This window comes from Aeromonas sp. S19(2024), from assembly GCF_041402625.1.
Taxonomy (GTDB): Bacteria; Pseudomonadota; Gammaproteobacteria; order Enterobacterales; family Aeromonadaceae; genus Aeromonas; species Aeromonas caviae.
The window spans coordinates 15,315-41,001 of sequence record NZ_JBGLQU010000004.1 but is presented as its reverse complement, the minus strand read 5'-3'; the positions used below and the strand labels follow the sequence as shown (position 1 = coordinate 41,001).

29 protein-coding genes are annotated in these 25,687 nt (G+C 62.3%); 9 read left to right on the top strand and 20 right to left on the bottom strand.

Annotation, left to right across the window (positions count from 1 at the left end):
* Nucleotides 1-13 precede the first annotated feature (13 nt).
* The 8 genes from hutG to ftsY form a co-directional block, all read right to left on the bottom strand.
* Complete coding sequence (gene hutG, locus ACB037_RS09700) at nt 14-952, bottom strand: formimidoylglutamase (RefSeq protein ID WP_319907172.1); 939 nt, start codon at nt 950-952, stop codon at nt 14-16.
* Nucleotides 945-2,180 carry an imidazolonepropionase gene (gene hutI / locus ACB037_RS09695; RefSeq protein ID WP_319907171.1) on the bottom strand — a complete coding sequence of 412 codons (1,236 nt, stop codon included), beginning with the start codon at nt 2,178-2,180 and terminating at the stop codon, nt 945-947. Before hutI ends, hutG begins: the two co-directional genes overlap by 8 nt.
* Before the next feature lie 156 nt (nt 2,181-2,336).
* The gene (gene hutC / locus ACB037_RS09690) at nt 2,337-3,041 is read right to left on the bottom strand and encodes a histidine utilization repressor (protein WP_041212197.1); all 705 of its coding nucleotides are present in this window, start codon (nt 3,039-3,041) and stop codon (nt 2,337-2,339) included.
* A 10-nt stretch (nt 3,042-3,051) separates the two neighbouring features.
* On the bottom strand, nt 3,052-3,711 hold the full coding sequence (gene can / locus ACB037_RS09685) for a carbonate dehydratase (protein ID WP_010672606.1): 660 nt from the start codon (nt 3,709-3,711) through the stop codon (nt 3,052-3,054).
* A gap of 127 nt (nt 3,712-3,838) precedes the next feature.
* A complete protein-coding gene (gene rpoH / locus ACB037_RS09680; RefSeq protein WP_029313526.1) occupies nt 3,839-4,693 on the bottom strand; it encodes an RNA polymerase sigma factor RpoH in 855 nt (284 codons plus the stop codon).
* Between the two features lie 452 nt (nt 4,694-5,145).
* Nucleotides 5,146-6,099, bottom strand: a complete 954-nt coding sequence (gene ftsX, locus ACB037_RS09675) for a permease-like cell division protein FtsX (RefSeq protein WP_069785479.1) — start codon at nt 6,097-6,099, stop codon at nt 5,146-5,148.
* Nucleotides 6,099-6,767, bottom strand: coding sequence for a cell division ATP-binding protein FtsE (gene ftsE / locus ACB037_RS09670; RefSeq protein WP_010672603.1), 669 nt, complete (start codon nt 6,765-6,767; stop codon nt 6,099-6,101). The genes ftsX and ftsE overlap by 1 nt, the downstream gene beginning before the upstream one ends.
* 221 nt (nt 6,768-6,988) lie before the next feature.
* A complete protein-coding gene (ftsY, locus tag ACB037_RS09665) occupies nt 6,989-8,911 on the bottom strand; it encodes a signal recognition particle-docking protein FtsY (protein WP_371175266.1) in 1,923 nt (640 codons plus the stop codon).
* Between the two features lie 110 nt (nt 8,912-9,021).
* Here ftsY and rsmD point away from each other — a divergent pair, with 110 nt between their 5' ends.
* Nucleotides 9,022-9,651: a 16S rRNA (guanine(966)-N(2))-methyltransferase RsmD gene (gene rsmD / locus ACB037_RS09660; RefSeq protein ID WP_319896237.1), complete on the top strand. Its 630-nt coding sequence runs from the start codon at nt 9,022-9,024 to the stop codon at nt 9,649-9,651.
* Between the two features lie 108 nt (nt 9,652-9,759).
* Nucleotides 9,760-10,074 (top strand): DUF1145 domain-containing protein, encoded by a 315-nt coding sequence (locus ACB037_RS09655; RefSeq protein WP_010672600.1) that lies wholly within the window; start codon nt 9,760-9,762, stop codon nt 10,072-10,074.
* Between the two features lie 33 nt (nt 10,075-10,107).
* On the opposite strand, the gene ACB037_RS09650 is transcribed toward ACB037_RS09655, so the two are convergent.
* Together ACB037_RS09650 and fabR are read right to left on the bottom strand one after the other, a co-directional pair.
* Nucleotides 10,108-10,473 carry a YijD family membrane protein gene (locus tag ACB037_RS09650; protein WP_041212194.1) on the bottom strand — a complete coding sequence of 122 codons (366 nt, stop codon included), beginning with the start codon at nt 10,471-10,473 and terminating at the stop codon, nt 10,108-10,110.
* A gap of 19 nt (nt 10,474-10,492) precedes the next feature.
* Nucleotides 10,493-11,113, bottom strand: a complete 621-nt coding sequence (gene fabR, locus ACB037_RS09645) for an HTH-type transcriptional repressor FabR (protein ID WP_010672598.1) — start codon at nt 11,111-11,113, stop codon at nt 10,493-10,495.
* Nucleotides 11,114-11,262: 149 nt separating this feature from the next.
* Here fabR and ACB037_RS09640 point away from each other — a divergent pair, with 149 nt between their 5' ends.
* Complete coding sequence (locus ACB037_RS09640) at nt 11,263-12,381, top strand: fatty acid desaturase (RefSeq protein WP_223956081.1); 1,119 nt, start codon at nt 11,263-11,265, stop codon at nt 12,379-12,381.
* Nucleotides 12,382-12,849: 468 nt separating this feature from the next.
* Here ACB037_RS09640 and ACB037_RS09635 read toward each other — a convergent pair whose 3' ends face one another.
* Nucleotides 12,850-14,103 (bottom strand): phosphatidylserine/phosphatidylglycerophosphate/cardiolipin synthase family protein, encoded by a 1,254-nt coding sequence (locus tag ACB037_RS09635; RefSeq protein WP_128313463.1) that lies wholly within the window; start codon nt 14,101-14,103, stop codon nt 12,850-12,852.
* A gap of 75 nt (nt 14,104-14,178) precedes the next feature.
* Here ACB037_RS09635 and ACB037_RS09630 point away from each other — a divergent pair, with 75 nt between their 5' ends.
* Nucleotides 14,179-14,340: a hypothetical protein gene (locus ACB037_RS09630; protein ID WP_203763855.1), complete on the top strand. Its 162-nt coding sequence runs from the start codon at nt 14,179-14,181 to the stop codon at nt 14,338-14,340.
* A gap of 5 nt (nt 14,341-14,345) precedes the next feature.
* On the opposite strand, the gene ACB037_RS09625 is transcribed toward ACB037_RS09630, so the two are convergent.
* The 3 genes from ACB037_RS09625 to tatA form a co-directional block, all read right to left on the bottom strand.
* On the bottom strand, nt 14,346-15,767 hold the full coding sequence (locus ACB037_RS09625; RefSeq protein WP_371175265.1) for a transglycosylase SLT domain-containing protein: 1,422 nt from the start codon (nt 15,765-15,767) through the stop codon (nt 14,346-14,348).
* Nucleotides 15,768-15,983: 216 nt separating this feature from the next.
* Entirely contained in the window at nt 15,984-16,286 is a 303-nt protein-coding gene (locus ACB037_RS09620) for a YfcZ/YiiS family protein (protein ID WP_010672593.1), read from the bottom strand.
* 10 nt (nt 16,287-16,296) lie between these two features.
* Nucleotides 16,297-16,461, bottom strand: a complete 165-nt coding sequence (tatA, locus tag ACB037_RS09615) for a twin-arginine translocase TatA/TatE family subunit (protein WP_010672592.1) — start codon at nt 16,459-16,461, stop codon at nt 16,297-16,299.
* A 294-nt stretch (nt 16,462-16,755) separates the two neighbouring features.
* On the opposite strand from tatA, the gene ACB037_RS09610 reads away from it, so the two are divergent.
* A complete protein-coding gene (locus ACB037_RS09610) occupies nt 16,756-17,733 on the top strand; it encodes a LysR substrate-binding domain-containing protein (protein ID WP_371175264.1) in 978 nt (325 codons plus the stop codon).
* Nucleotides 17,734-17,793: 60 nt separating this feature from the next.
* On the opposite strand, the gene ACB037_RS09605 is transcribed toward ACB037_RS09610, so the two are convergent.
* Complete coding sequence (locus ACB037_RS09605; protein WP_010672590.1) at nt 17,794-18,393, bottom strand: YhgN family NAAT transporter; 600 nt, start codon at nt 18,391-18,393, stop codon at nt 17,794-17,796.
* Nucleotides 18,394-18,494: 101 nt separating this feature from the next.
* On the bottom strand, nt 18,495-18,740 hold the full coding sequence (locus tag ACB037_RS09600; RefSeq protein ID WP_039040405.1) for a YecH family metal-binding protein: 246 nt from the start codon (nt 18,738-18,740) through the stop codon (nt 18,495-18,497).
* 208 nt (nt 18,741-18,948) lie between these two features.
* On the opposite strand from ACB037_RS09600, the gene ACB037_RS09595 reads away from it, so the two are divergent.
* Complete coding sequence (locus ACB037_RS09595) at nt 18,949-20,232, top strand: dicarboxylate/amino acid:cation symporter (protein ID WP_010672588.1); 1,284 nt, start codon at nt 18,949-18,951, stop codon at nt 20,230-20,232.
* 15 nt (nt 20,233-20,247) lie between these two features.
* On the opposite strand, the gene ACB037_RS09590 is transcribed toward ACB037_RS09595, so the two are convergent.
* The 3 genes from ACB037_RS09590 to ACB037_RS09580 all read right to left on the bottom strand — a co-directional run bounded on the left by ACB037_RS09590 (nt 20,248) and on the right by ACB037_RS09580 (nt 21,927).
* A complete protein-coding gene (locus ACB037_RS09590) occupies nt 20,248-20,562 on the bottom strand; it encodes a DUF2007 domain-containing protein (protein ID WP_301481637.1) in 315 nt (104 codons plus the stop codon).
* Nucleotides 20,546-20,947: a hypothetical protein gene (locus tag ACB037_RS09585; RefSeq protein ID WP_371175263.1), complete on the bottom strand. Its 402-nt coding sequence runs from the start codon at nt 20,945-20,947 to the stop codon at nt 20,546-20,548. Before ACB037_RS09585 ends, ACB037_RS09590 begins: the two co-directional genes overlap by 17 nt.
* Before the next feature lie 77 nt (nt 20,948-21,024).
* Nucleotides 21,025-21,927, bottom strand: coding sequence for a LysR family transcriptional regulator (locus ACB037_RS09580; RefSeq protein WP_010672586.1), 903 nt, complete (start codon nt 21,925-21,927; stop codon nt 21,025-21,027).
* A gap of 97 nt (nt 21,928-22,024) precedes the next feature.
* On the opposite strand from ACB037_RS09580, the gene ACB037_RS09575 reads away from it, so the two are divergent.
* Together ACB037_RS09575 and ACB037_RS09570 are read left to right on the top strand one after the other, a co-directional pair.
* Complete coding sequence (locus ACB037_RS09575) at nt 22,025-23,077, top strand: HlyD family secretion protein (protein WP_039040403.1); 1,053 nt, start codon at nt 22,025-22,027, stop codon at nt 23,075-23,077.
* Nucleotides 23,077-24,630, top strand: coding sequence for a DHA2 family efflux MFS transporter permease subunit (locus ACB037_RS09570; RefSeq protein ID WP_010672584.1), 1,554 nt, complete (start codon nt 23,077-23,079; stop codon nt 24,628-24,630). The genes ACB037_RS09575 and ACB037_RS09570 overlap by 1 nt, the downstream gene beginning before the upstream one ends.
* A 60-nt stretch (nt 24,631-24,690) precedes the next feature.
* Here ACB037_RS09570 and ACB037_RS09565 read toward each other — a convergent pair whose 3' ends face one another.
* Nucleotides 24,691-25,317: a lysoplasmalogenase gene (locus ACB037_RS09565; RefSeq protein WP_010672583.1), complete on the bottom strand. Its 627-nt coding sequence runs from the start codon at nt 25,315-25,317 to the stop codon at nt 24,691-24,693.
* Nucleotides 25,318-25,489: 172 nt separating this feature from the next.
* Between ACB037_RS09565 and ACB037_RS09560 the strand changes: the two genes are divergently transcribed.
* Nucleotides 25,490-25,648, top strand: coding sequence for a hypothetical protein (locus ACB037_RS09560; protein WP_005332188.1), 159 nt, complete (start codon nt 25,490-25,492; stop codon nt 25,646-25,648).
* Nucleotides 25,649-25,687 lie beyond the last annotated feature (39 nt).

Below are 25,687 nucleotides of genomic sequence, written 5' to 3'. Positions count from 1 at the left end.
ACGCGGTGCGCCACTACTTGGTCAACTGGTGAACCAGGCGCGCGGCCACGCGGGCACTGCGGTTGTCCTGATCCAGGTTCGGGTTGTACTCGGCCAGATCGGCTAGCCTGAGCTTGCCGCTGGCCCGGATATGGGCGATGAGCGGTTCGATGACCGCCAGCTCCACGCCGCGAGCGGCGGGAGCGCTGACTCCCGGCATCACCGCCGCCGGCAGCACGTCGAGATCGATGGTGAGATAGAGGTGGTCGCAACGGGCGATGAAGGCATCCAGCCCGCTGAGCAAGGCTGGCAGCTCGGTCTGCGTCATCGCCTCGTCCAGCACGTGCCAGACTCCCAGCGCCTCGGCGCGGGCAAAGAGCGCCGCGGTATTGGCGGTTTCGGCCACCCCGAGACAGGCATAGTGAAAGGGGGTGCCCTGGGCAGCGCACTGCTCGGCAATCTGGAAGAAGGGGGTGCCCGAGCTCGCCTGCTCCTGTTTCATGCGCAGATCGAAGTGGGCGTCGAAATTGATGATCCCGACCCGTCCTTCGCCGCCAAGATGACGGTTCAGGCCGCTCCAGCTGCCAAACGCCACCTCGTGGCCTCCTCCCAGCACCAGGGGGAAGTGCCCCTGATCCAGCGCACTCGCGACCCGCTCGGCCAAGCGCCCGTGGGCGGCATCGAGATCGCCGTCCTCACAGGCCAGATCCCCGCCGTCATAGACGGGGGCGCCCAGATGCCAGGCCGTGTTGGCCAGCAGCTTGCGCACCGCCAGCGGTGCACCGGCCGCGCCTACTCGTCCCTTGTTGCGGCGAACCCCTTCGTCACAGGCAAAGCCGAGCAGCACCACGCCGGGTTCGCGATTCTCCTGCCAGGGTTGCACCCTATCGTGCCAGCGCAGAGCCAGCTCGCCGTCTTCGGGATCCTGACGCCCATGCCAGACCGACATGTCGATCCCGTTGAACTTATCCATGAAGGGTCTCCTCCCCGTTGACCACACGGCTCACCAGCTGATCGACGCCGATGAGGTAGCTGAGCTCGGCCGGATGGCCGCAGTTCCAGACAAGGAAATCCGCCAGCATGCCGACCTTGAGCTGCCCCAGCCGTTCCTGCTCGCCAAGCGCCCTGGCGGCGTGGCGGGTCACCCCGGCCATGGCCTCCACCGGGGTCAGGCCAAACAGGGTGCAAGCCATGTTCATAGCCATGCGCAGGGAGACGATGGGGGCCGTGCCCGGGTTGATGTCGGAAGAGACAGCCATGGGTACCCCCGCCTTGCGCAAGGCGGCGACCGGGGGCAGCTTGGTCTCCTTGAGGAAATAGAAAGCGGTGGGCAGCAGGGTGGCGACCACGCCACGGTGGGCCAGCGCCTGGATCCCGTCCTGATCCAGGTACTCCAGGTGATCCACAGAGAGGGCGCCGAAGTGGGCGGCGAGCGTGCTGCCCCCCAAGTTGGAGAGCTGATCCATGTGCCCTTTCATCGCGAGGTTGTACTGATCCGCCGCCAGATAGACCTGCTCGGTCTGGGCAAGGGAGAAGCCGATGTGCTCGCAGAAGACATCCACCGCATCCGCGAGACCTGCCTCGGCCGCCGCCGGGATGATCTCCTGGCAGATGGTCTCGACCCAGGAGTCGGGATCGTCGCGATACTCCGGCGGCACCGCATGGGCCGCCAGCAGCGTGGTCTTGACCCGGATGGGTTGCGTCTCTCCCAGACGACGGGCCACCCGCAACATCTTGAGCTCGTCTTCCAGGGTGAGGCCGTAGCCGGACTTGATTTCGACTGTGGTGACCCCTTCCCGGATCAGGGACTTGATCCGCGGCAACGCCAGCTCATAGAGCCGCTCCTCGCTGGCTGCCCGGGTGGCGCGCACCGTGCTGATGATACCGCCCCCCTTGCGGGCGATCTCCGCATAGGGGACTCCCTTCTGGCGCAGCTCGAACTCTTCGGCGCGGCTGCCGGCGAAGATGAGGTGGGTGTGGCAATCGATGAGACCGGGGGTGACCAGCTTCCCCTTCATGTCCTGCCAGGAGGCGGCATAGGGGCCCTTGAGATCCTGCATGGGGACCAGAGCGTGGATCTTGCCATCCCGCACGCCAAGGGCATGGGGCTCCAGCAGGCCGTAGTCCGCCAGATCGGGGCGTAGGGTGGCGGGTGTCACGTTGAGCCAGACCCGCTCGCAGTTCAACAGTTCCTTGTTCATACCGACCTCTAAATGTATATACAATAATTTATAGCCGATCTCTGCAAAGAAAGGAAGGATCAAGTTCACATCTTGATAACAGCGGCTTTATTAGAGTGTAGGCACAAAAAAGCCCACCGAGAGGTGGGCTTTTAAATGCTTAATTTGTATATACAATTATGCGAGACGCGTCTTGGAGCTCAGCTTGTAGCGGGAACCCGGCGACAACAATCTGGCATAGGAGACCAGACAGCCGTCTGACCAGGTGCGCCGGTGCAGCAGCAGGCAGGGGGTGTCGACCCTCACTTGCAGCAGTCCGGCTTCACCAGCACTCGGCAACACGGCTTCTACCACGTGCTCCATCTCGGAGAGGGGGCAGATCTCCATCAGATAGCTGTTTGGCGTCTGCTGGGTGAAATCCTGCTCGCCATAGCCGGGCAGTCGCTCGGCATCGACGAAGCGCTCCTCCAGTTGCAGCGGCTCCCCATCGGCCTGATGGACGATGAGGCTGTGAAAGGTGGGCGCCCCGACCCGCAGGCCCAGACGCACCGCTACTTTCTCGTCGGCGGCCTGACGTTGCAGCCGGATCACCCGCGCGCTGTACTCGCTGCCCCGCTCGGCGATCTCGTCTGCAATATTGCGAATCGCCAGGAGCGGCGACTCGGTACGCCTATCGGCCACGAAACTGCCGGATCCGGCGGTGCGCACCAGCCAGCCTTCGGCCACCAGCTCACGCAGCGCCTTGTTCACCGTCATGCGGCTCACGGCAAACTGCTCGCACAGGGCGGCCTCGGTCGGGATCCGGTCGCCCGCCTGATAGTGGCGTTCGCGGATCCCGTCCAGGATGTGCTGCTTTATCTGAAGGTAGAGCGCAGGAGCCACCGGATGGTCCTCAGCGGCGACGGTGGGGCGGACGCATGTCCGGCCAGGCGCGATAGACGTCCGGGATCTGGTCAGGGCCGCTGATGCAGAGATCGAGATCGTGCAGCAGGCCATCCTTGATGCCGTAGATCCAGCCGTGCACCGCCAGCTCCTGCCCCTTGCGCCAAGCATTCTGGATGATGGTGGTGTGGCAGACGTTGGCGACCTGCTCGGCCACGTTCAGCTCGCACAGGTAGTCGAAGCGCTCGTGCTCATCCTCGATGGCTTCGAGCTGTTCGCCGTATTTGAAGTAGACGTCCTTGATGTTGCGCAGCCAGTTGTCGATGAGACCCAGCTCCTGGTTCTGCATCGCAGCCTTGACGCCACCGCAGCCATAGTGGCCGCAGACGATGATGTGCTTCACCTTGAGCACCTCCACCGCGTATTGCAGCACCGAGAGGCAGTTGAAGTCGGTGTGCACCACCAGGTTGGCGACGTTGCGGTGGACAAAGACGTCCCCCGGCAAGAGCCCCATCAGCTGGTTGGCGGGAACCCGGCTGTCGGAACAGCCGATCCAGAGGTACTCGGGTGCCTGCTGGGCGGACAGGGTAGCGAAGAAATTGGGATCCTCGGCCTTGATCCGTTCCGCCCACTCGCGGTTGTTGGTAAACAAGTCGTTCAACAGTTTCACTTCTGCTCTCCCTACTGTGGCAGTGGCGGCAACATACCATACACAAGGGTAACCAAGGCAAGGCCGACCAGATCCCCGCAAAACAAAAACAGGGCCATCAGGCCCTGCTTCTTACCGGAGGAGGCCGTCAGGCATCCATGGCATCTTTCAGCTTCTTCAGCGCGTTTTTCTCAAGCTGGCGCACCCGCTCGGCCGAGACACCGTAAGTATCGGCCAGCTCCTGCAGGGTGGTCTTGCTCTCGTCATCGAGCCAGCGGGCACGAATGATGTGCTGGCTGCGCTCGTCCAGGGTCGCCATGGCCGCACTCAGACGACGGGTGGCATGGCTGTCCCAGTTGTCGTTCTCGATGTTCGCGGCGAGATCGGAAGATTTGTCTTCCAGATAGTGCACCGGCGCGAAGCCACCCTCGTCTTCATCGTCACCGACCAGGTCGAAGGCCTGATCGTAATTGCTCATGCGCGCTTCCATCTCGGTGACGTCGGCAGCGGATACCCCGAGGTCGGCAGCCACGGCCTGTACCTCTTCGTGGTTCAGCCAGCCCAGACGCTTCTTGGACTTGCGCAGGTTGAAGAACAGCTTGCGCTGGGCCTTGGTGGTCGCCACCTTGACCATGCGCCAGTTGCGCAACACATATTCGTGGATTTCGGCCTTGATCCAGTGTACGGCGAAGGAGACCAGACGCACGCCCACGCTCGGGTCGAAGCGTTTGACGGCTTTCATCAGGCCGATGTTGCCTTCCTGCACCAGATCGGCCTGAGGCAGGCCATAGCCGGAGTAGCTCTTGGCCACGTGAACGACAAAACGCAGGTGCGACATAACGAGCTGGCGTGCAGCTTCGAGATCGCCATCCTGCTGCAGACGCATCGCCAGTTCGCGCTCTTCCTCTGCGCTCAGCACAGGGATCGAGTTGACGGCCTGGATATAGCCTTCCAGACTACCTTGCGGAATCAGAGCCATAGTGCGTTGCAATGAAGTTCCCATGTTCTACCTCTTACTTTTCAATCGAATCAGTCTAACACCCTGAGAAGACGTGTCTACCGACCAGGTATCATTCTGCGTGCTGCATCATACATCACCCCAGCATGAACCCGGCCTATCTTAGGCTGACGGCATGAATCATAAATGAACAGTCAAAAAAAAGGGGTCACAGTAAAGGACCCCTGAAAAGTAGCATGCTAAGTCCATTGTTGCGGAGCTCGCAACCTTCACATGCTTGCCAAGTCAGACGAGCAAGGCATAGGGGCCATACCCGTATTCATTCTGTTGCAGTCAATAGACCATTGATAAATCAAAAGGTTCAGAGGATCCACATATGATCCTCGGCGCAGACACCATTCAGATTACTCTGAGAAAGTGGCCCGTGCCAGAAACGGGCCACTCTTTTACTTGATCCAGTTCGCAAAATCCAGCGCTTTAAAATGCTGACAAATTAATCAGGACGGTTCTATGTCGCGAATGTGCCTGTGCACCGAGAACCAGGAGGCGATCAGCCCCAGCAGGGCGCCCAGCAGTATAAGATTGAAGCCGTCGAACGCCCCCATCCCCACCAGACGGAAGTTGCTGTTGTAGAGCCCCGCCAGCTCCTTCACCACCCCCTCGCTCCAGATCACCATCACCTCGGTCAGCCACCAGGCCAGCATGCCGCCGATGACCCCGAACCAGATGCCCGTATAGAGGAAGGGACGGTGGATGAAGGCATCGGTCGCTCCCACCAGCTTGAGCACTTCAATCTCGGAGCGCTGGTTCAGGATATTCAGGCGCAGGGTGTTGCCCACGATCAGCAACACGGCGGAGAGCAGCAACACCGCGATACCTGTAATGGTGTGGCGCAGCAGGTTCATGATCCCCTGCAACCGGGTCAACCACTGCAGATCCAGCTTGCCCTGCTCGATACCGGGCTCGTTCTCCAGCTTGACGAGCAGCTCGGCGGCCCCTTCCGGATTCTGCCACCGAGGATCCGGGATCACGCTCAGCACCGGCGGCAGCGGGTTGCTGTCCAGATAATCCAGGGCATCACCGAAACCGGAGATCTCCCGAAATTCCCTGAGCGCCTCGTCACGGTTCATATAAGTGACGGACTCCACCTCCGGATAGAGCAGGATCCGCTGCTTCATGTCGAGGATGCTCTGCTCCGGCAGATCCTTGCGCAGATAGAGAGAGATCTGGGAGCTGGTCTGCCAGCTCCCCTCTACCACTTCGGCATTCTTCAGCAATACGTGGAAACAGGAAGGCAGCGCCAGACTCACGCCAAGCACCGCCAGGGTCATCAGGGAGGCGAGCGGGTTGCGCCACAGCTCACCCAGGCTGGCAAAGGCCTGACGCACATGATCCACACCATACATCATCAAACGACGCAACGGCGGCTGTTTATGACGAACAATAGCCATCAGCGATCCTCCCCGGACGAATACATGCGACCCGCCTTGAGGGTCAGGGTGCGGTAGCGCATCCGGGCGATCAGCCCCAGATCGTGCGTGGCAATCAGCACGGAGACGCCGAAGCGGTTGAACTCCTCGAACAGACGCATGATGTCCATGGAAAGCTGGGGATCCAGGTTGCCGGTCGGCTCGTCCGCCAGCAGCAGGGGTGGTTTGTTGACGATGGCGCGGGCGATGCCGACCCGTTGCTGCTCACCACCGGAGAGCATGCGAGGCTGGTAACGCTCCTTGCCGAGCAGCCCGACCTTGTCCAGCGCCGCCGCCACCCGCTTGTTGATGTCCCCATGGCTGTAGCCATCGATCACCAGGGGCAGGGCGACGTTGTCGAACACGGTACGATCCATCAACAGGCGGTGATCCTGGAAGATCATGCCGATCTGGCGGCGCACGTAGGGGATCTGACTGCGCTGGATGTGGCTGACGTCATCGCCGTGGAAGAAGACGCGGCCGTCGGTCGGTCGTTCCATCACGCTGATGAGCTTGAGGAGGGTACTCTTGCCCGCCCCCGAATGGCCGGTCAGGAAGGCCATTTCCCCCTTGCGCAGGTGAAAACTGACCTTTTGCAGCGCTTGATGACCGCCACTGTAGACCTTGCTGACCTTGTCAAAACGAATCATAACGGTTCCCTGAGATTGACAAACCCCGACCGGGATAAAGCATGGGGCGCTCACTCCCCCGTACCGGCACAACACCTGGAGACAACACCGGTCGCAACCATGCCACATGTCATCCTTGTCCGGATGAGCCATGTCTGCGCCCTCATAGTGACATACCCCGACCGGAGTCGGGGTATGGAACACATGCTTGTCACGGCCGGGCCGGCTCATGTCAGCCGGATTTATTCTTCGCGGCTGAAGAGCGCCTCGATAAAGTCGTTGGCGACGAACGGGCGCAGATCGTCGATCCCCTCGCCCACCCCGATGTAGCGGATCGGGATCTGGAACTTGTCGGCCACCGCGAAGATGACGCCACCCTTGGCGGTACCGTCCAGCTTGGTGAGGGTGATGCCGGTCAGGCCCACCGCCTCGCTGAACAGCTTGGCCTGGCTCAATGCGTTCTGGCCGGTGCCTGCGTCCAGGGTAAGCATGATCTCGTGGGGCGCCGCATCGTCCAGCTTCTTCATCACCCGCACCACCTTCTTGAGCTCCTCCATCAGGTTGCTCTTGTTCTGCAGGCGGCCGGCGGTATCGGCGATCAGCACGTCAGCCCCGCGGGAGCGGGCAGCCTCGATGGCGTCATAGATAACGGAAGCGGAGTCAGCACCGGTGTGCTGGGCAATCACCGGAATGTTGTTGCGCTGACCCCACACCTGCAGCTGCTCGACGGCGGCAGCACGGAAGGTATCGCCAGCGGCCAGCATCACGCTCTTGCCCTCGGCCTGGAACTGTTTGGCCAGCTTGCCGATGGTGGTGGTCTTGCCGACGCCGTTCACACCGACCATCAGGATGACGTAAGGCTTCTTGCTGGTGTCGATCACCAGGGGCTGCTCGACCTTGGCCAGCATCTCGCCCATATCCTGTTTGAGCAGACCGTAGAGCGCTTCGGCGTCCTTGAGCTGCTTGCGGTCCGCGTGCTGTACCAGCCCCTCGATGATGCGGGTGGTGGTGTCGACGCCAAGATCGGCGGTCAGCAGCTGGGTCTCCAGCTCTTCGAACAGATCGTCATCGATCTTCTTGCCGCTGAACAGGCCGAAGAAACCGGAACCGATATTCTCCCTGGTACGCACCAGGCTGCGCTTGAGGCGGGCAAAGAAGCCCTCCCGCTGCGGCTTCTCCTGAGTGTCGTCGTCCACCTTGGCGGCCAGTGGCAGAGCGGCCAGAGCGGCGGCCTCAGCCTCCATCGCGGCGACCAGACGCAAATCTTCCGCTCGCTGGGCCTCTTTGGCGACACGGGCTTCCTCGGCAGCCTGAGCTTCGGCGGCAACACGAGCTTCTTGCGCGGCACGGGCTTCGGCAGCGATGCGAGCCTCTTCCGCGGCGCGAGCCTCGGCAGCAATACGGGCTTCTTCCGCGGCACGGGCTTCGGCAGCGATGCGAGCCTCTTCCGCAGCGCGTGCCTCGGCAGCAATACGAGCTTCTTCCGCGACGCGAGCCTCGGCGGCAATACGAGCTTCTTCCGCGACGCGAGCCTCGGCGGCAACACGGGCCTCTTCTGCGGCGCGGGCCTCGGCAGCGATGCGGGCCTCTTCTGCAGCGCGTGCCTCGGCAGCAATACGAGCTTCTTCCGCGACGCGAGCCTCGGCGGCAACACGGGCCTCTTCCGCAGCGCGGGCCTCGGCGGCAATACGGGTCTCTTCTGCAGCGCGAGCTTCGGCGGCAACACGAGCCTCTTCCGCAGCGCGGGCCTCGGCGGCAACACGGGTCTCTTCTGCGGCGCGTGCCTCGGCGGCAATACGGGCTTCTTCCGCGGTGCGAGCTTCAGCGGCAATGCGAGTCTCTTCCGCAGCGCGGGCTTCGGCGGCAACAATGGCTTCGTCTGCTACCTGAGCTTCGGTTGAGATCAAGGCCTCATTGACGATGACGGGCTCAAGCTCGCCCTCCGGCTCTTCCACAACCAGGGGGCCTTCGTCAGGGCCGCTCAGCGGCGCTTCGGGCTTGGCGGCGCGGGCATCAGCCGGGGCAACATCGGCGACAGGCGCGGGAACAGCGGCGGCCTCCGACTCGACTACCGCCGGGGTAGCGTCGGGCGCCTGCGATGGAACGGCCTCAGCCTCTTCTTTCTTGCGGCCGAAACCCAGCCAGGAAAACAAACCTTTTGCCATCTAAAAATACTCACATCAAAGGCTGACTGCTAAGATAGCCGTCCCTCGGCGGGTCGGCATAAAAATGAACCGCCTTATACTATCACTTTATTTTCTGACGACGAAACGCGATGCCCAGAGTGAAATCCAGCCGTAACAGCCCGAGCAAGAACCCGGCCCCCCAGGGGCGAGCGGGCGTGGTACGAATCATCAGCGGTCAATGGAAGGGGCGCAAACTCCCCGTCAGGGATGTGGAAGGGCTCAGACCCACCACGGATCGCGTCAAGGAGACCATCTTCAACTGGCTGGCTCCCCACGTGCGCGGTACCCGCTGCCTGGATCTGTTCGCCGGCAGCGGCGGGCTGGGGCTGGAAGCCTTGTCCCGCTATGCCCAACAGGTCACCCTGATCGAGATGGACAGAGGCGCCGCCGACCAGCTCAAGAAGAACCTGACGACCCTGGGCAGCAGCCAGGGGCAGGTGATCCAGGCTGATGCCGTGAGCTGGCTGCAAGGCACGGCCACCCCCTTCGATCTGGTCTTTCTGGACCCACCGTTTCGTCGCGAGCTGCTGCCCCAAGTGTGCGAGCTGCTCGAGCAGCGCGGCTGGCTGGCATCCGATGCCCTCATCTATCTGGAGCGGGAAAAAGAGATGGCCGATCTGGCTCTGCCCGCCAACTGGAAACTACTCAAGGACAAGCAAGCTGGTCAGGTCTGCTATCAGCTCTATCTGCGGGACACCAAGCATGACGCTGCTGTTTAAAGGGGAGATGGGTACAGTCCCCTTCTCCGTCAATTTGGACAACGGCTCAAGGACAAGCAGGTCGATCACATCAGGTCTGCTATCAACTCTATGTACGGGAGGTAAACGATGAAGCGGGTGTTTAATCTGTTGGCGATGGGGGTGCTGCTGTTCTTCTGGTTCGGTGTGGCACTCGCCCTGCTGGGCACCCTGCCGGGCAAACTGAACGGCTTTCTGCCTGTGTGCGGCGTCATCGTGATATTGATGCACTGGGTACAGGCCAGCATGATCAAGGCGGCTTGCAAACCCTACTTCGCGGTCACTCGTCTCGAATTCACCCAGGTGCTGATCTTCGGGGTGTTCGGCATGATGGATATCCGCACCAAGCTGCAGGCCATCATAGACGCTAGGAAGAAGGGAGAGACCCCCCCCAGGGCCGACTAGGCCACCCCCGGCCCGACCAGAAGGAGTGATTCGTCACTCCTTCTGCGTTTTTCCGAGGCTGATTCCCAGCTTGATGGAGAGGGCGGCGAGCAGCAGCAGCATGGCAATGAGGGAGAAGAAGTTGCTGCCAAGCTCGGGGTACTGCACCTTGACCAGGGCAGAATGGCCGAACACGCCGATAAAGAAGCAGAGCAGGATGCAGCTGGGTGTGTTGCCCACCATGGGCTCATGGCGATAGTGCTGATAGAGCTGGCTGGCCGCCAGCAACAGGGCGATGAGGGGGTAGAAGGAGAAGGGGACGACCGACTCCATCAAGGCCGACAGGAAGGCATCGCCACAGATACCGATCAGCAGGGCCAGCACCAGGGGCTTCTTCGGAATCGCGTTCGGTTCATGCATGAGGCTGTCCATCCTTGCGTTATGTGAGAGATTCGTGGCGCTTGCGGTTCTGCACCTCGGCGCCCATGGCGATCATCCGCAGCTGGCTGATGGTCCGCTCCGACAGTGCCTTGCACTCTTCCGGGGTCATGTCGAGGGCGTCTGCACCGGCGCTGAAGACGATGGTCACCATGGCCTCCGCCTGGATATAGGCCTCTTCCCGTGGCGCCTGCGTGGTGGCTTCCAGATAATCGGTCAGCTCGGCGATGAAGTGCTGGATCTCCCGAGCCACCGCCTGACGGAATGCAGCCGAGGTGCCGGAGCGCTCGCGCAGCAGTAGCCGGAAGATGTTCGGGTTGTTTTCGACGAATTCCATGAAGGTCTGCACCGAGGTGCTGATGACGCTGCCACCACCGGCAATGCGCTGGCGCGCCTGGCGCATCAGTTGGCGCAGGGTCAGCCCTCCCTCGTCCACCAGCGTCAGCCCCAGCTCTTCCATGTCCCGAAAGTGGCGATAGAAGGAGGTCGGCGCTATGCCCGCCTCTCTGGCCACTTCCCGCAGGCTGAGGTTGGAGAAACTGCGGTTGGCGCAGAGTTGACTGAACGCCGCCTCGATCAGCGTACGCCGGGTTTTTTCTTTTTGTTGCGCGCGAATACCCACGAAAACAGTCACCTTGAGATTAGCGAGGCCAGATGATAACCCGAAGGCGGGGCCGGGATCAGGTTTGTCTCCGACTTTTTTACCATTGACCCGCATTCCGGCTCAATGGAGAATAGTGAACAGCTGTTCGCTGAAAGGAGCCGAGTGAAATGGACCGCCCCCCGATCATCATGACCAACACCCTGCTGTTCGCCCTCTCCGGGCTGACGGCACTGATAGCGGTCCCCTGGTATGGACTGAGCCAGGGCTACGACCTCTGGCAGTGGCTCTGCTTCCTGCTGCTGTTCTGCTATTGCGGCATCTCCATCACCGCCGGCTACCACAGGCTCTGGTCCCACAAGGCCTACAAGGCGCACCCGGCCCTGCAATGGCTCTTCGCCATCGGAGGCGCGCTCGCCCTGCAGAACTCGGCGCTGCACTGGTCCTCGGATCATCGCCGCCACCACCGCCACGTGGATGACAACCAGAAGGATCCCTACAGTGCGGGTCGCGGCTTCTGGTACTCCCACATCGGCTGGATGCTGCGGGAATACCAGCGCGACACCTACCACGACTACAGCAATGTGCGCGACCTGCAAAACAACCCCGTGGTCGCCTTCCAGCACAGGCACTATCTCGCCCTGGCTCTGGTCACCAACATCGGCATTCCGCTGCTGCTCGGCCTCCTGCACGGGGATTTGCTCGGCATGATGCTGCTGGCCGGGGTGCTGCGCATGGTGATGACCCATCACACCACCTTCTTCATCAACTCCCTGGCCCACATCTGGGGCAGCCAGCCGTTCACGGATCGCAACAGCGCCCGGGACAACGGCATCCTGGCCTTCTTCACCTTTGGCGAGGGCTATCACAACTTCCATCACCTGTTCGAGAACGACTACCGCAACGGCATCCAGTGGTGGCAGTTCGATCCCACCAAGTGGCTGATCCGCACCGCCGCCTGGTGCGGGCTCGCCAAAGACCTGAGATCCTGCCCGGAGGAACGCATTGAACAGGCCAGGCTGGAGATGCAACTCAAGCGCGCCCAGGCCAGAGTGCACAAGCAGGATGACAGGGAACGCTGGCAGGCCCTGCTGCAGGAGGAGTACGACAAGCTGAGCCTGCAGATCCAGCACTACTATGCCAGCCGCAAGTCACTGCTGGAGCAGCGCAAGCGCACAGCCCTCGCACGCTACGACAGGCTCAGGCTGCAACTGGAGTACCGCACATTGCGAGACGGTTTCCTCGTTGCCAAGCGCAACTGGAGTCGTCTGCTGGCGGGCCTCGCCTGATCGCCGAGACATCACGCAAAAGACCGCCAGCAGGCGGTCTTTTTGATTGGGCAAACGGACGGCAGGCATAAAAAAATGGGGCAACATTCGCATGTCACCCCCTCGCAAATAGCATGTTCCATATTGGGCTCCCGCAACCACGGGGTCTGTCTGGCATCACGGGTTTCCGCTCCCGATCCGCCTCGCCTGCCGGAGCAATCCGGTTGGCCCATTTCCCCTGTTGCCGTCACCCACACGGCAGACCAGCCGCCGTGTTTGTCCTTGCACTCGAGATACTACGCAGTTAAATAAAATAAAAAACCGTTCTACACGCACCTCTATGCAGTCGAGGCCCCTGGCTTGTTACTGCGTTCTTAATATAAATCGATTAAAAACAATACGATGCAATCCAGTCCCGTCTTTGGATGGCAAACGTTATCCTCGAAGGCGCACAAGGCTTTGCGAGATCTCGCACAAGGCGGATCCCACTCACAACCAACGGTGCAAAGGTAACCAATCGCTCAATTGCGCCAGCAGACGCCGCCATGCAGAGGGGGACGCCGCCACCGGGTGCACGGCCTGCTGCAACCAGCCATCGATGAGTTGCTGCAACTCGTCGCACAGCGTCGGGCTATGGAGGTGCAGCATCAACTCGGTGTTGAGCATCAGGGAGCGGGGATCCAGGTTGAAACTGCCGAGCAGCGCCTCCTCCTTCCCCATCAGGATCAGCTTGGCATGCAGACTGAACGCCTCCGTCGTCAGCTCGAACAGGGTGACCCCCTGACGCTCGAGCCAGGGGCGGTGACGTCGATAGGCGCCATAGACCAGGGGCACGTCCGTGCTGGCTAGGGAGTTGGTCAGGATCTCGATGTCGACCCCCTGCCGTCGCTGCCCCTTGAGCCGGCGACGCAGCCCCCGTGTCAGGATCAGGTAAGGGCTCACCAACCTCAGGGCCCCCTGATTGCTCGCCAGCATGCGTCCCAGCAGGGGCGCCGTGGTCGGCCGGGCGACCAGCCCCTTGCCGGGGCGATCGAACCAGCACTGCCCTCGCCCGGGATGCCAGCAAAGGGGAACGGGGCACTCATCAAACAGAGTGGCCGGCAGATCATAGGCGGCCGCCATGGCGGGGTCGGTCAGGGTCAGCAGGAAATCGTTCAGGGCCCGGGTTTCGGCTGGCAGCAAGGGGCGTCTCAACAGGCGACGGACCGGGTGGCTCCAGCGACTGTGCCAGAACAGCGCGAACCCCTGCTCGGCCTGCTGACAGAGGGGGCCGCGGCAGACCAGATCCAGGTCGATGAAGTGAGGCGGCATCCCCAGCCCGAAGTAACGATCACCAATATTGCGCCCGCCGATCACCGCCTGGCTGCCATCCACCAGCAGCAGCTTGTTGTGCATCCGGTGATTGATGCGGCGAAAGCTCAGCACCCCTTCCAGCAGCAAGGTAAGGGGACGCCAGCCCCGCAGCCAGAAGGGGTTGAACAGGCGCACCTCGATGCCCGGTTCCGCCGCCACCGCCTCCAGAAAGCGGTTCTCCCCGCCGTAGAGATCGTCGATGAGCAGTTGCACTACCACTCCGCGCCTGGCCGCCCGCACCAGCTCCGCCAGCAGCAGCTTGCCGCTGCCGTCCTCTTCCCAGCTGTAATACTGGGCGAGGATCCGGTGGCGAGCCTGGCGGATCAACTGGCATCGGGCCTTCAGGGCGGCGCCGGGATCGGCGAGCAAGGCAAAGTCGGCGGGGATCAAGGGTCATCTCCCTGTCATCTGGTGGTGGCATAACCCAGACAACCGCCCCGATAGCCCAGTGTCAAGGAGCCGATGATGGAACTGCGCGACCACCCTTCCCTCAGTCAGAGACCTCATGCCAGCCAACCGGATCCCACCCCGGCCAGGCTGTTGATGCCTTGGTACCAGCAGCACCGGGATCTGGGCTGGGAGCCCTTTGCGCAGCATCACGAGGATCCCCTCCCCGGCCAGCATTGACAGGCTCAGGGCTGCACCGCCTCGATGGCCTCTGACTTGCCCTCCAGCTGGGGCAGGCTGAAACGGTAGGCCACGTAGTATTTGTAGATGGTGCCAACGTAGTTGATGGGCCCCTGGCCCACATCGTTGGCCACCAGCTGCTCCACATTGCCGAACCAGACGTTCGGATCCAGCCCCTTGTCGGCCGCCTTGGCCTGCAATGCCTGGACACGGTTCGGACCCGCATTGTAGGCGGCCAGGGCGAACAGATGGCGATTGAGCCTGTCCATCCCGGGATCATTGAAGTAGGTGTCCAGGATGAGCCGCATGTAGCGACAGGCAGCTTCCACATTGCCCTCCAGACTGGTGAGTCTGGCGCCTCGGATCCCCACCTCCTTGCCGGTGCTCGGCAGCAGTTGCATGATGCCGACGGCCCCCCGGTGAGAGCCGACATTGGGATTGAGCCCCGACTCCTTGTAAGCCAGCGCGGCCAGCATCAGCCAGTCCAGCTGATACTTGTCCGCCTGGGCCTCCAGTACCTTGCGAATGGTCGACAGTCGCCCCAGCGGGTCCGGCGCCAGTATGTTGCTCATGCGGTCGCTCTGCGCCAGCAGGCGGCGCAATGTCATGTCACTGTAGAGGGTCCGCTTGCTCGACTCCGAGATGTAGGCGTTCACCGCCTTGAGCAGCTCCGGGCTGTTGTTGCGCAGGGCCCAGGCGCTGCGCCCCTTGTCCCGCAGCGGAATCAGCCTGTGGGCCTTGAGGCCGCCAATCATGTCGAGCCAGATCCGCCCCTTGAAGCTGTCGGTGACCGTCAGCGGAATGATCCCGGCTGACACCATCTCCAGCAGGTCCCCGTCCTGCAGGTATTCGGGAACCGTCTCGATGTAGACCGGGGGCAACCCCAGCTCCCGAAACAGCCAGTTGAGCTGGTGCAGGCTCTCGAAATAACTGGAGCTGGCTCGCACCCAGATCCGCCGGCCGGACAGCTGGGTGATGCGATTGAAGGCAGGGAGCTCCCGCTGGCTCACCACCCACTCCTCGATGGGGGCGATCAGCGGCTGGGAGAAGGTCACCTGCTCGCGCCGGGTGGGGGTGACCGTCAGGTTGGCGGCCACCAGATCCCCGCGCCCCTCGGCCAGATAGTCCAGCAGCTTGTCCTGGCGCACCGGGATATAAATGATCTTGAGCTTGAGCTTCTCCTTGGCCAGGTAGGTCTGGTTCAACCAGCGCTCGAATCCCTGAAGCTGATTGACCAGGATGCCGTACTGGGCTCCCTTGTCGAAAAAGAAAAACCCCCGCTCATAGACCACCAGGGCCCTGAGCTCTTTTTTTTGCAGGATGTGTTCGAGATCACCGGCCTGGGGCAGCAACTGCGGCTTGGGATCCGCCGCCAGCAGAGGGAGAGAGCAGAGAGCCAGCAGGGCCCAGATCCATCGCCGCATCATGATTTAACCACCTCGCTGTGGGCCGGTGCGCACCGTCGGGTCTGTCAGAGAAGGCGCCTGCGCCAAGTCATGGGGCGTCGCGGGATCTTCTGCCGATCGGCGCATGCCGGACGGAAAACGGATCGTCCGTGGGATAACTCACTATACAACGCAAAGGGAGGGAAAAAGCGAGGGGCAGAGCAAGACGGCAGGCAAGCCTGCCGTGTCATCACGATCTCAGAGGGAGCGGGCGCGCATCTCGAAGATCAGCTTCTCGGCGGTGCAGGTGAATTGCAGGCGGGCCTTCAGGATCACGCCATCCGGGCCCCGGCTCAGCTCGCTGCTGCTTTTGGCTTCGGCAGTGACCTGCTTGGCCAGCGCCTCGTAAGCTGCAAATTTCTCGCGGGCGTCGGCTTCTGCAGCGGCCTCGATCACCAGCTCCATGACGTCGTCACCTTCGCCGATGATGGTGCCAATTTCGGCGAAACAGCCGCAACTGTCACAGGTCTCGTTCAGTTCCACTTTCTCGTCTACAGACATACGTTCACTCCTACTTATTCCGGATATTGTCATCGTCGCGCAAGGCGTTGCGAAAATCCCTGATGGCAGTGCCCAGATCCTCACCGGCGCCAGCCAGGCGTTTGCTGCCAAACACCACGACGACGACCACGAGCAGGATCAGCAGATGCCAGATATGAATGCCACCCAGTCCCATAGGGAGACTCCTGACTGTTAGATACCTGGAGGTTGTATCAAAAGAAAGCGTATCGATTGTTGGGCAAAATCAAGGCCGGTGCAAGTTGGCGAAAAAATCGCGCACAAAACGGCGACGAGGCGCAAAAAAATACGGCGACCATGGGCCGCCGTATGAGTCGGTGCTACTTGTCCCCCTCAACCGCTACATCCTGTACCAGCCGCCACCAGGGCGAGAGACCCGTCGAGCATAGGATCGCCAAGATATGAAAACAAATGGTATATATTCATCTAGGAATTGAAGAGGATTCATATCATGTTGCTGGAACAGCTTGCACGCATAGACCTTAATCTGTTGATAATCCTGCAAGTCTTGCTGGAAGAGCGCAACGGCAGCCGGGCTGCACGCCGTTTGCACCTGAGCCAGTCCGCCGTCAGCAAGGCCCTCGGACGGTTGCGGGAGACCTTTGACGATCCCCTGTTCGTGCGCTCGGCCTACGGGATGGATCCCACTCCCCGCGCCCTGGATCTCCAGCAGCAACTGCAGCCCATACTGCTCTCCCTGGACAACCTGATCCAGCCGCCGGACTTCGATCCCGCCAGCACGGAGCGGGAGTTCGTCATCGCCAGCATGGACAGCGCCTTCACCCTGTTTGCCCCCCTCTACCTGAGCGAACTGAAGCGTCAGGCCCCTGGCATCCGCCTGCGCTACGAGGAGTGGACCGAACACAGCCTGACCGAGATGAGCCAGGGCCAGGTGGATATCGCCTTCACGGTGCGGGAGAACTGCATCAATTCGGATTTTCGCCTCGACACCCTGCCCAACGCCATCTGCCAGCGGTTGCTCACCATCGACGATCTCACCTGCCTGGTGCAGCGGGATCACCCTGCCTTGCAGGAGCCCGAGTGGGATCTCGCCCATTACCTCGCCTACCCCCATGTGCAGACCTACTGCGAGGGGCGGGATCGCTGGATGCTGGATCACAAGCTGGCGGAGCAGGATCTCTATCGCCGGATCGAGGCGACCGTGCCCTCCTTCGAGGCGGCCCTGCGCATGGGCATGCACTCGGACATGATAGTGACCCTCTCCCGCCTCTACGCCCGCCACGCCACCCAGGTCTACCCCCTGGTGCCGCTGCCGCTGCCCATCGCCCTGGACAGCATCTCCCACCTGCTCATCTGGCATCAGCGCCACGAGGAGGATCCGGGCCATCGCTGGCTGCGGGAGACCCTGCTCGCCCTCATCATGGGCAAGCTGGAAACCTCGGCGGACGGCCCGGCCGCTGCCGCCTGACGCGCAAAAAAAACGGGGCTCAAGAAGCCCCGTTTCACGTTGACATCAGCATTCGCCCCGTCAGTTCTGACCCGTCACCGCCAGATAGTGGTGTACCCCGTCCAGCAGCATCTGCACCGAGATCATCACCAGCAGCATGCCCATCAGCCGCTCCACCGCGGTGAGTCCTCGCTCACCCAGCAGCTTGTTGAACAGCTCGTAGAACATCAGGATCACGGCGCTGGCCCCCCAGGCCATCAGCAGGGCCAATGACCAGTCCACCATCCGGGTCGGCTCCTGGTTGGCCAGAAGCAGCAGGGAAGCCAGGATGGAGGGGCCCGCAATCATGGGGATGGCCATGGGCACCAGGAAGGGCTCCTCCCCCGCCGCCAGCCCGGTCACGCCACCGGGGCTCGGGAAGATCATCTTGATGGCGATGAGGAAGAGGATGATGCCCCCCGCGATGCTGACCGCCTCCTGACGCAGGTTGAGGAAGCTCAGGATCTGCTGACCGGCGAACAGGAAGCCCATCATGATCACCAGTGAAAACAACAGCTCCCGCAGCATCACCTTGCGTCGACGCTTGGGGTCGACATGGCGCAGGATGGAGAGGAAGACCGGCAGGTTGCCCAGCGGATCCATGATCAGAAACAGCATGACGGCAGCGGAGAATGTGTCCATAGAGCGCCCGGGCAGAACCTTTCAACAAGAGGGGAAGGAGGGCGAAATATAACAAAGGTGGCGGGATTCGGCGAGCGCCCCACCGCGCTCGCCGCTGGCGATCATCCGTGGTTGCAGATCTTGTCGGCGCGGGTCTGGAACCCTGACTCCGAGTCGATGAACTTGCCGCGCCTGGCCAGGAAGTCGATCAGGGCGTCAGCGTCCATCTCGCTGGCGCTGCAGGTGTGGAACCGGGCCTCGGCACCGAAGCGCGAGGCGATCGCCGCCCTGAGGCTGGCCCGGGTAAACGGACTCTCCTGCTCCAGCATCATCTCCATCACTTCGTGACCGTGTATCGATTGGGACATCTCGAACCTCTTTAATCATCATGTCAGATGACAATTAAAGCCCGAAGCCCGGAGAGGGTTCTTGATATAGGCCAACAAAACGCCTTTTTTAACGCCAGCGGGCTGGTCGTGAGCGCCGCTTTGTCGATAATGTGGCAACCTGACGGGGGGATGGCTACACTGTCGCCCCTTTTTGCCACCGCAGACAGAAAATAAGGACATTGGCGTCATGCTGTTCCATGGATTGGTCTTCAAACCCTGGCGGATCTGGACCCGTCGCCCGCTCTGGTTGAAGACTCTGCTCGGCATGCTGACCGGGATAGGTCTGGGACTCTGCTTCAGCGAGCAGGCCCTGCTGCTCAAGCCCATCGGCGTCCTGTTCGTCAACACCATCCAGATGCTGATGGTGCCCCTCATCTTCTGTTCCGTCCTGGCAGGCCTCACCGCCCTGCTCAAGGGCAAGCGGCTCGACCGCATCGCCGGCAAGGCCATCGGCTTCTATCTCTGCTCCACCGCCGTCGCCATCTGCATCGGCCTGATGATGGGCTGGCTGCTGGAACCGGGCATGGGCGCCAACATGGGTCCTTATGAACGGGGCGCCATGGCGCAGCAACCTACCCTGGCCAGCGTGCTGAGCCACCTGGTGCCGCGCAACCCGGTGCAGGCCATGGGCGATGGCAAGATATTGCAGGTGATCGTGTTCGCCGTGGCCCTCGCTCTCGCCCTCAACGCCACCGGACGACGCGGCCGCCCCGCCATCCTGTTCTTTACCTCCCTGGCAGAGGGAATGTTCAAGCTGACCCAGATGGTGATGGCCCTGGCCCCCTATGGCGTCTGCGCCCTGATGGCCTGGATGACCGGCAAGTACGGCGTCAGCCTGCTGTTGCCGCTGCTCAAGGTGATCGGCGCCGTCTACCTCGGCTGCCTGCTCCACGTGCTCGGCGTCTACAGCGGCCTGCTGCTCCTGATGGCGCGCCTCAACCCGTTGCACTACTTCAAGAGCATCGTCGATGCCCAGGCGGTGGCCTTCACCAGCAGTTCAAGCAGCAGCACCCTGCCCATCAGCCTGGCCTGCGCCGAACGCAGGCTCGGGGTCTCCCCCGCCATCACCGCCAAGGTGCTGCCCATCGGCGCCACCATCAACATGGATGGCACCGCCCTCTATCAGGGGGTCACTGCCCTGTTCGTGGCCCAGGCCTTCGGGGTGGATCTGCATCTGGTGGATTACCTGACCCTCATCAGCATCGTCACACTGGCCAGCATCGGCACGGCAGGCACACCCGGTACCGGGCTGATGCTACTGACCCTGACCCTCACTGCCGTGGGACTGCCGCTGGAAGGGGTGGCGCTCATCGCCGGCATAGACCGGATCCTCGACATGGCGCGCACCACGGTCAACGTCTCCGGCGACATCCTGGTCTCCGTGCTCATCGCCCGCAGCGAGAAGGAGCTGGATCTCGCCACCTACCACGATGCCCATGCGGGGGATGACATCGACTTCACCCTGCGCTGAGGGCGCGAGGGGCGTTCAATGATCCTGGGGATCGTGATGGCAGCGCCAGCAGATATCGAAGTTGGCGCCGTTCTCCTCCCCGCACTGGCCGCACAGCCAGCCATTGCCCTGGCGCTGCTGGTAGCGCTCGATGATCCGGCCCGCCCGCAGACGATCCCGCTCGTTCACCATCAGGGTCACTTGCAGCAGATCCACCGGCAGCTCCCCGAGCGCGCCGGAGAGCCCTTCGCCGCTGAGGCGCACCCTGACTCCCTCTACTTCCAAGGCCCCTTTCAGGGCATGCGCCTCCAGGGAGTGAGAGGCGCGATACAAGTTAATCCACTGATCCATACGTTGTCCTCGAAACCCTTGCCAGTGCCGTCATCACCAGCACTACCATCATTCCAGGGCGAGCATCTTCCGGGAGCGAGATGCCCGATACAGATTCATCCACCGCTCCATACGTTGTCCTCGAAACCCTTGCCAGAGCCGTCATCACCAGCACTACCATCATTCCAGGGCGAGCATCTTCCGGGAGCGAGATGCCCGATACAGATTCATCCACCGCGCCATACGTTGTCCTCGAAACCCTTGCCAGTGCCGTCATCACCAGCACTACCATCATTCCAGGGCGAGCATCTTCCGGGAGTGAGATGCCCGATACAGATTCATCCACCGCTCCATACGTTGTCCTCGAAACCCTTGCCAGTGCCGTCATCACCAGCACTACCATCATTCCAGGGCGAGCATCTTCCGGGAGTGCGATGCCCGATACAGATTCATCCACCGCTCCATACGTTGTCCTCGAAACCCTTACAGCAGCTTGTCGATGCCGTAAGCCGGGCCGTTGGCCACCAGAAAATCGATGAATGCCCTCAGCTTGCGCGGCATCAGGCGCCGCTCGGGAAACAGCAGGTAGATGGGTACCCTGGGTTGCTGCCACTCCGGCAGCAAGGAGACCAGCGTCCCGTTCGCCAGCTCATCATGGCACAGCATGGCGGGCAGGGAAGCCAGCCCCAGCCCCGCCTTCGCCGCCTCCCTGGCACAGGTGATGTTGTTGACCTGGAAGCGGGACGGGGGATCCACCAGCACTTCGCGATCATCCAGCTCGAAACACCAGTGCGAGGCGAGGAACCCCGTGCTGACCGCGATCCGCTCGTGATGCACCAGATCGGCGGGCCTCTGGATCACCGGGTGGCGCGCCAGATAGTCCGGGCTGGCGCACAGCAGCCGCTCGGTGCTCCAGAGACGCCGCGCCGCCAGGTTGGAGTCGCTCATGTCGCCGACCCGCACGATGGCATCCAGCCCTTCGCTGATGGGATCCACGATGCGGTTGGTCAGCTCCAGCTCCACCTTCATGCCCGGATAGGCTTGCAGGAAGTTCGCCACCAGCCTGCCCACCACCAGCTGTCCCGTCTCGATGGGCACCGCCAGCTTGAGGGTCCCTGTCACCTCCTGCTGGCTGGCACTGAGCATCAGTTCGGCCTGGGCCAGCTCCTCCACCGCCTTGCTGCAGCGTAGATAATATTGTTCACCGGCTTCCGTCAGGGTGAGCTGCCGGGTGGATCGATAGAGCAACCGCGCGCCGAGACGCTGCTCCAGCTCGGCGATGCGGCGACTCACCGTCGCCTTGGTCATGCCCAGCTCCTGGGCAGCGGCGGTAAAGGAGCCCTTGTCGACGATACGAACGAGGATTAAGGCAGCATTCAGGTCCATTGTTTCACCAGTGAAACTGTATATCTCATGAATGGATACTAATCGAAACAGTTGCACGATGTTAGCCTGCCCGCCACAGTTCAGGAAAACCAATATCATGAGTCAACACAAGAAGATCCCCCTGCTGGCCGCCCTGGTGCTGGCCCTGCTCGGCCTGCTGTTTGCCGGTTACTGGTATCTGCATGGCCGCTACTTCGAGAGCACCGACAACGCCTACCTGCAAAGCGAGGTGACCGGCATCGGTTCCAAGCTCTCCGGCTACATCAGCGAAGTACTGGTGACCGACAACCAGGCGGTGAAGGCCGGCCAGCTCATCGCCCGGCTCGACGACCGCGAGTACAGGACCAAGGTGGCGGAGGCCGAGGCCGATCTGCACCTCAACCAGGCGACGGCGGATAACCTCGCCGCCACCCGTATCCAGCAGCTGAGCCTCATCCGCCAGGCCGAGGCTAAAGTCAGCTCGGCCAATGCCGAACAGGTCCGGGCCCAGCAGCAGGTGCGCCGGGTCAGCCAGCTCAATGAGCGTCACTACAGCTCCCAGGACAGCCTGGACGAGGTGCGCGCCGGCTTGCAGGTCAACCAGGCCCAGGCACTGGAGGCCAAAGCCGCCCTGCAGGCCGCCCGCGAGCGGCTGCTGGTGCTGGATGCCGAAGCCAAGCAGAACCAGGCCAGGCTGGCATTGAGCGAAGCCCAGCTTGAACAAGCCAGGCTGGAACTCGGCTACACCGAGCTGCGAGCCCCCGCTGATGGCATCATCGGCAAGCGCAGCCTGCGGGAAGGGCTCTACGTCCAGTCCGGTATGCAGGTGGCCAGCCTGGTGCCACTGAGCCAGGTGTGGGTCGAGGCCAACTTCAAGGAGACCCAGTTGCAGCACATGCAGCCGGGCCAGAAGGTGGAGGTGATCCTGGATGCCTATCCGGATCAACCGGTCGAGGGGATCATCGACAGCCTCTCTCCGGCCACCGGCGCCAAGTTCGCCCTGCTGCCGCCGGAGAACGCCACCGGCAACTTCACCAAAATCGTGCAGCGGGTGCCGGTCAAGATCCGTATCCCGGATCCGGGCGCCCTGGCGGGCAAGCTGCTGCCCGGCCTCTCCACCGAGGTGATCGTCGACACCCGCACCCCTGATCCCGTGGTGGCCGCTCACTGATGGACGCCATACCACGCCGCAACTGGATCGCGGTCATGGGGGGCCTCATCGGTGCCTTCATGGCCATCCTCGACATCCAGATCACCAACGCCTCCCTGAAAGACATTCAGGGGGCGCTCTCGGCCACCCTGAGCGAGAGCTCCTGGATCTCCACCTCCTATCTGGTGGCGGAGATGATCGCCATTCCGCTGAGCGGCTGGCTGAGCCGGGGACTGAGCGTGCGGCGCTACCTGCTGTGGACCACGGGCGCCTTCATCGTCGCCTCCGTGCTCTGCTCGTTCAGCTGGAACCTCACCAGCATGATCGTCTTTCGGGCGCTGCAGGGCTTTACCGGCGGGGCCCTGATCCCCATGGCCTTCTCCCTCATCGTCAGCCTGCTGCCGCTGCACAAGCGAGCCACCGGCATGGCGCTGTTCGGCCTGTGCGCCACCTTCGCCCCCGCCATCGGCCCGACCCTGGGGGGCTGGCTGACGGAGCAGATGTCCTGGCACTACATCTTCTATCTGAACGTGCCGCCCGGCCTGCTGGTGATGGCCATGCTGGCCCACGGGCTGGACAGGAAGCCGGTGGACTGGGAGGTGATCAAGCGGGTGGATCTCATCGGCATCCTCACCATGGCGGTGGGGCTCGGCCTCCTGGAGGTGGTGCTGGAAGAGGGCAACCGGGAGGACTGGTTCGGCTCGAGCTTCATCGTGCGGCTCACCGTCATCTCGGTGGTGGCCCTGGTGTTCTTCGTCATCAGCCAGTTGCTGCGCCGCCACCCCCTGGTCAACCTGCGGCTGCTGCACAACCCGCGCTTCGCCCTGGCCTGCTTCGCCTACCTGGTGCTCGGCATGGGGTTGATGGGCTCCATCTATGTGCTGCCCCTCTACATGACCCAGATCCACAATTACAACGCCCTGGAAATCGGTGAGGTGCTGATGTGGATGGGGTTGCCCCAGTTGCTGGTGCTCCCCCTGGTGCCCAAGCTGACCCACAAGATAGATCCGCGCTATCTGGTGAGCTTCGGCTTTCTGGTCTTCGCCATCAGCTGCTTCATGAACGTGAACATGAACGCCGACTACGCCGGGCCCCAGCTGATCCAGTCCCTCATCGTGCGGGCCCTGGGGCAGCCCTTCATCATGGTGCCCCTCTCCCTGGTGGCGACCGCCAGCCTGACGCCGGACGAGATCCCCTCTTCCTCGACCCTGCTCAACGTGCTGCGCAACCTGGGGGGCGCCTTCGGCATCGCCATCATCGCCACCCTGATCGACAACGACACCCGGACTCATGTCAGCCAGATCGGCAGCACCCTTGCCGCCACCAGCATCGAGGGGCAGGCCTATCTGATGCAGCTGGCCCAGAACATGATGGCCCAGGGAGCCGGGCCGGAGCAGGCCCAGTTGCAGGCCCGGGCCATGCTGTCGAACACCATCAGCCGCGAGGCGGCCATCATGGCCTACAACCAGGTGTTCTACGTGATGGGTATCTTCCTGCTGATCGCCAGCGCCCTGATGCTGCTGCTCAAGCAGCCGGCCCCGAGGGCCCCTGACGCAGAACCGGTCGAGGCGTGAAAGGTGGGGATCACATAGCAAAACGGGCCAGAAGGCCCGTTTTTCATAGCTGCCCGCCGGTCAGCCCGCCAGGGAGGCGGCGATCAGGAACTGTGCCGCGAAGTAGCTGCTCATGATCCAGGCCGTGGCATGGGGGAAGGGGCGGCGGAATCTGTCCAGCGCCAGCATGCTGTCGGAGAAGAGGAACATCAGCGCCCCCACCAGGGCAGCGGCGCTGCCGGCAGTGAGAGAAGCATGCCAGGCACCGGCGGCCACCCAGGCCATGGCGATGATCACCAGCATGTAGCAGAAGACGGGGATCCTCATCTCGCCGAGCTGGCCCCACAGGAGCCCGAACACCATGCCGGCCACCAGCAACAGCAGCAGGCCGTCCACCAGCTTGAGCACCAGGGGCCCCTGGGCGAAACCGACGATGTAGCAGAGGTGAGCGACAAAAAATGCCGCCAGCCCCTGGATGAAGCGATCCCGTGGCAGCATCAGCAGCACGTCCCCCGCCAGCGACAGGCAGAGACCGAGCAGGATCCAGGCGTGGGAGCCGTTGTGATCGTCGCTCTGGTAGCCAAACGCCAGGGCGATGATGAACAGCATGGTCAGGGGTTTGCTGATGTAGAACTGACGGGAGTCTGAGCCGTAAGCCGCGCGGATGTGCCACCAGCCCGATGCGATGATCAAGAAACTCAATAACATGCCCTGCTCCTCACCGGCTGCTCACCCTGGGGCGGCAACCTCTTTAGTGCCCGCAAGAGTAGCAAATTCCCCCGGCCAGTGGCAGAGGCTGAAGCAGATGGCACCCTACACCTAAAGTCTAATTGCCCCCATCCCCGCCCTCGGGCATAAGAGACAGTTCTGGAGGATCACCATGGAAGACGCTATGACCAACTACCTGCCCGCTATCGACATCATGATGTGCCATCTTGGCATCAGCTTTGAACAGGCCTGCGAGCAGCTTGGCCTCAGCCCGCAGGAGCAGCAGACCCTCGACCAACTGCAAAAACAGAAGCAGACCCAGTCCAACTGATGCCCTGGACTGATGGCCCGAAGCGGCCGGCATCACAGC

Bases quoted from the DNA above. Each gene is read 5' to 3' on its own strand.
- hutG (WP_319907172.1), bottom strand. From the start codon at position 952: ATGGATAAGTTCAACGGGATCGACATGTCGGTCTGGCATGGGCGTCAG.
- hutI (WP_319907171.1), bottom strand. From the start codon at position 2,180: ATGAACAAGGAACTGTTGAACTGCGAGCGGGTCTGGCTCAACGTGACA.
- rpoH (WP_029313526.1), bottom strand. From the start codon at position 4,693: ATGGGAACTTCATTGCAACGCACTATGGCTCTGATTCCGCAAGGTAGT.
- ftsX (WP_069785479.1), bottom strand. From the start codon at position 6,099: ATGGCTATTGTTCGTCATAAACAGCCGCCGTTGCGTCGTTTGATGATG.
- ftsE (WP_010672603.1), bottom strand. From the start codon at position 6,767: ATGATTCGTTTTGACAAGGTCAGCAAGGTCTACAGTGGCGGTCATCAA.
- ftsY (WP_371175266.1), bottom strand. From the start codon at position 8,911: ATGGCAAAAGGTTTGTTTTCCTGGCTGGGTTTCGGCCGCAAGAAAGAA.
- rsmD (WP_319896237.1), top strand. From the start codon at position 9,022: ATGCCCAGAGTGAAATCCAGCCGTAACAGCCCGAGCAAGAACCCGGCC.
- ACB037_RS09655 (WP_010672600.1), top strand. From the start codon at position 9,760: ATGAAGCGGGTGTTTAATCTGTTGGCGATGGGGGTGCTGCTGTTCTTC.
- ACB037_RS09650 (WP_041212194.1), bottom strand. From the start codon at position 10,473: ATGCATGAACCGAACGCGATTCCGAAGAAGCCCCTGGTGCTGGCCCTG.
- ACB037_RS09640 (WP_223956081.1), top strand. From the start codon at position 11,263: ATGGACCGCCCCCCGATCATCATGACCAACACCCTGCTGTTCGCCCTC.
- ACB037_RS09630 (WP_203763855.1), top strand. From the start codon at position 14,179: ATGGAACTGCGCGACCACCCTTCCCTCAGTCAGAGACCTCATGCCAGC.
- ACB037_RS09625 (WP_371175265.1), bottom strand. From the start codon at position 15,767: ATGATGCGGCGATGGATCTGGGCCCTGCTGGCTCTCTGCTCTCTCCCT.
- ACB037_RS09620 (WP_010672593.1), bottom strand. From the start codon at position 16,286: ATGTCTGTAGACGAGAAAGTGGAACTGAACGAGACCTGTGACAGTTGC.
- tatA (WP_010672592.1), bottom strand. From the start codon at position 16,461: ATGGGACTGGGTGGCATTCATATCTGGCATCTGCTGATCCTGCTCGTG.
- ACB037_RS09610 (WP_371175264.1), top strand. From the start codon at position 16,756: ATGTTGCTGGAACAGCTTGCACGCATAGACCTTAATCTGTTGATAATC.
- ACB037_RS09605 (WP_010672590.1), bottom strand. From the start codon at position 18,393: ATGGACACATTCTCCGCTGCCGTCATGCTGTTTCTGATCATGGATCCG.
- ACB037_RS09600 (WP_039040405.1), bottom strand. From the start codon at position 18,740: ATGTCCCAATCGATACACGGTCACGAAGTGATGGAGATGATGCTGGAG.
- ACB037_RS09595 (WP_010672588.1), top strand. From the start codon at position 18,949: ATGCTGTTCCATGGATTGGTCTTCAAACCCTGGCGGATCTGGACCCGT.
- ACB037_RS09590 (WP_301481637.1), bottom strand. From the start codon at position 20,562: ATGGATCAGTGGATTAACTTGTATCGCGCCTCTCACTCCCTGGAGGCG.
- ACB037_RS09585 (WP_371175263.1), bottom strand. From the start codon at position 20,947: ATGATGGTAGTGCTGGTGATGACGGCACTGGCAAGGGTTTCGAGGACA.
- ACB037_RS09580 (WP_010672586.1), bottom strand. From the start codon at position 21,927: ATGGACCTGAATGCTGCCTTAATCCTCGTTCGTATCGTCGACAAGGGC.
- ACB037_RS09575 (WP_039040403.1), top strand. From the start codon at position 22,025: ATGAGTCAACACAAGAAGATCCCCCTGCTGGCCGCCCTGGTGCTGGCC.
- ACB037_RS09570 (WP_010672584.1), top strand. From the start codon at position 23,077: ATGGACGCCATACCACGCCGCAACTGGATCGCGGTCATGGGGGGCCTC.
- ACB037_RS09565 (WP_010672583.1), bottom strand. From the start codon at position 25,317: ATGTTATTGAGTTTCTTGATCATCGCATCGGGCTGGTGGCACATCCGC.
- ACB037_RS09560 (WP_005332188.1), top strand. From the start codon at position 25,490: ATGGAAGACGCTATGACCAACTACCTGCCCGCTATCGACATCATGATG.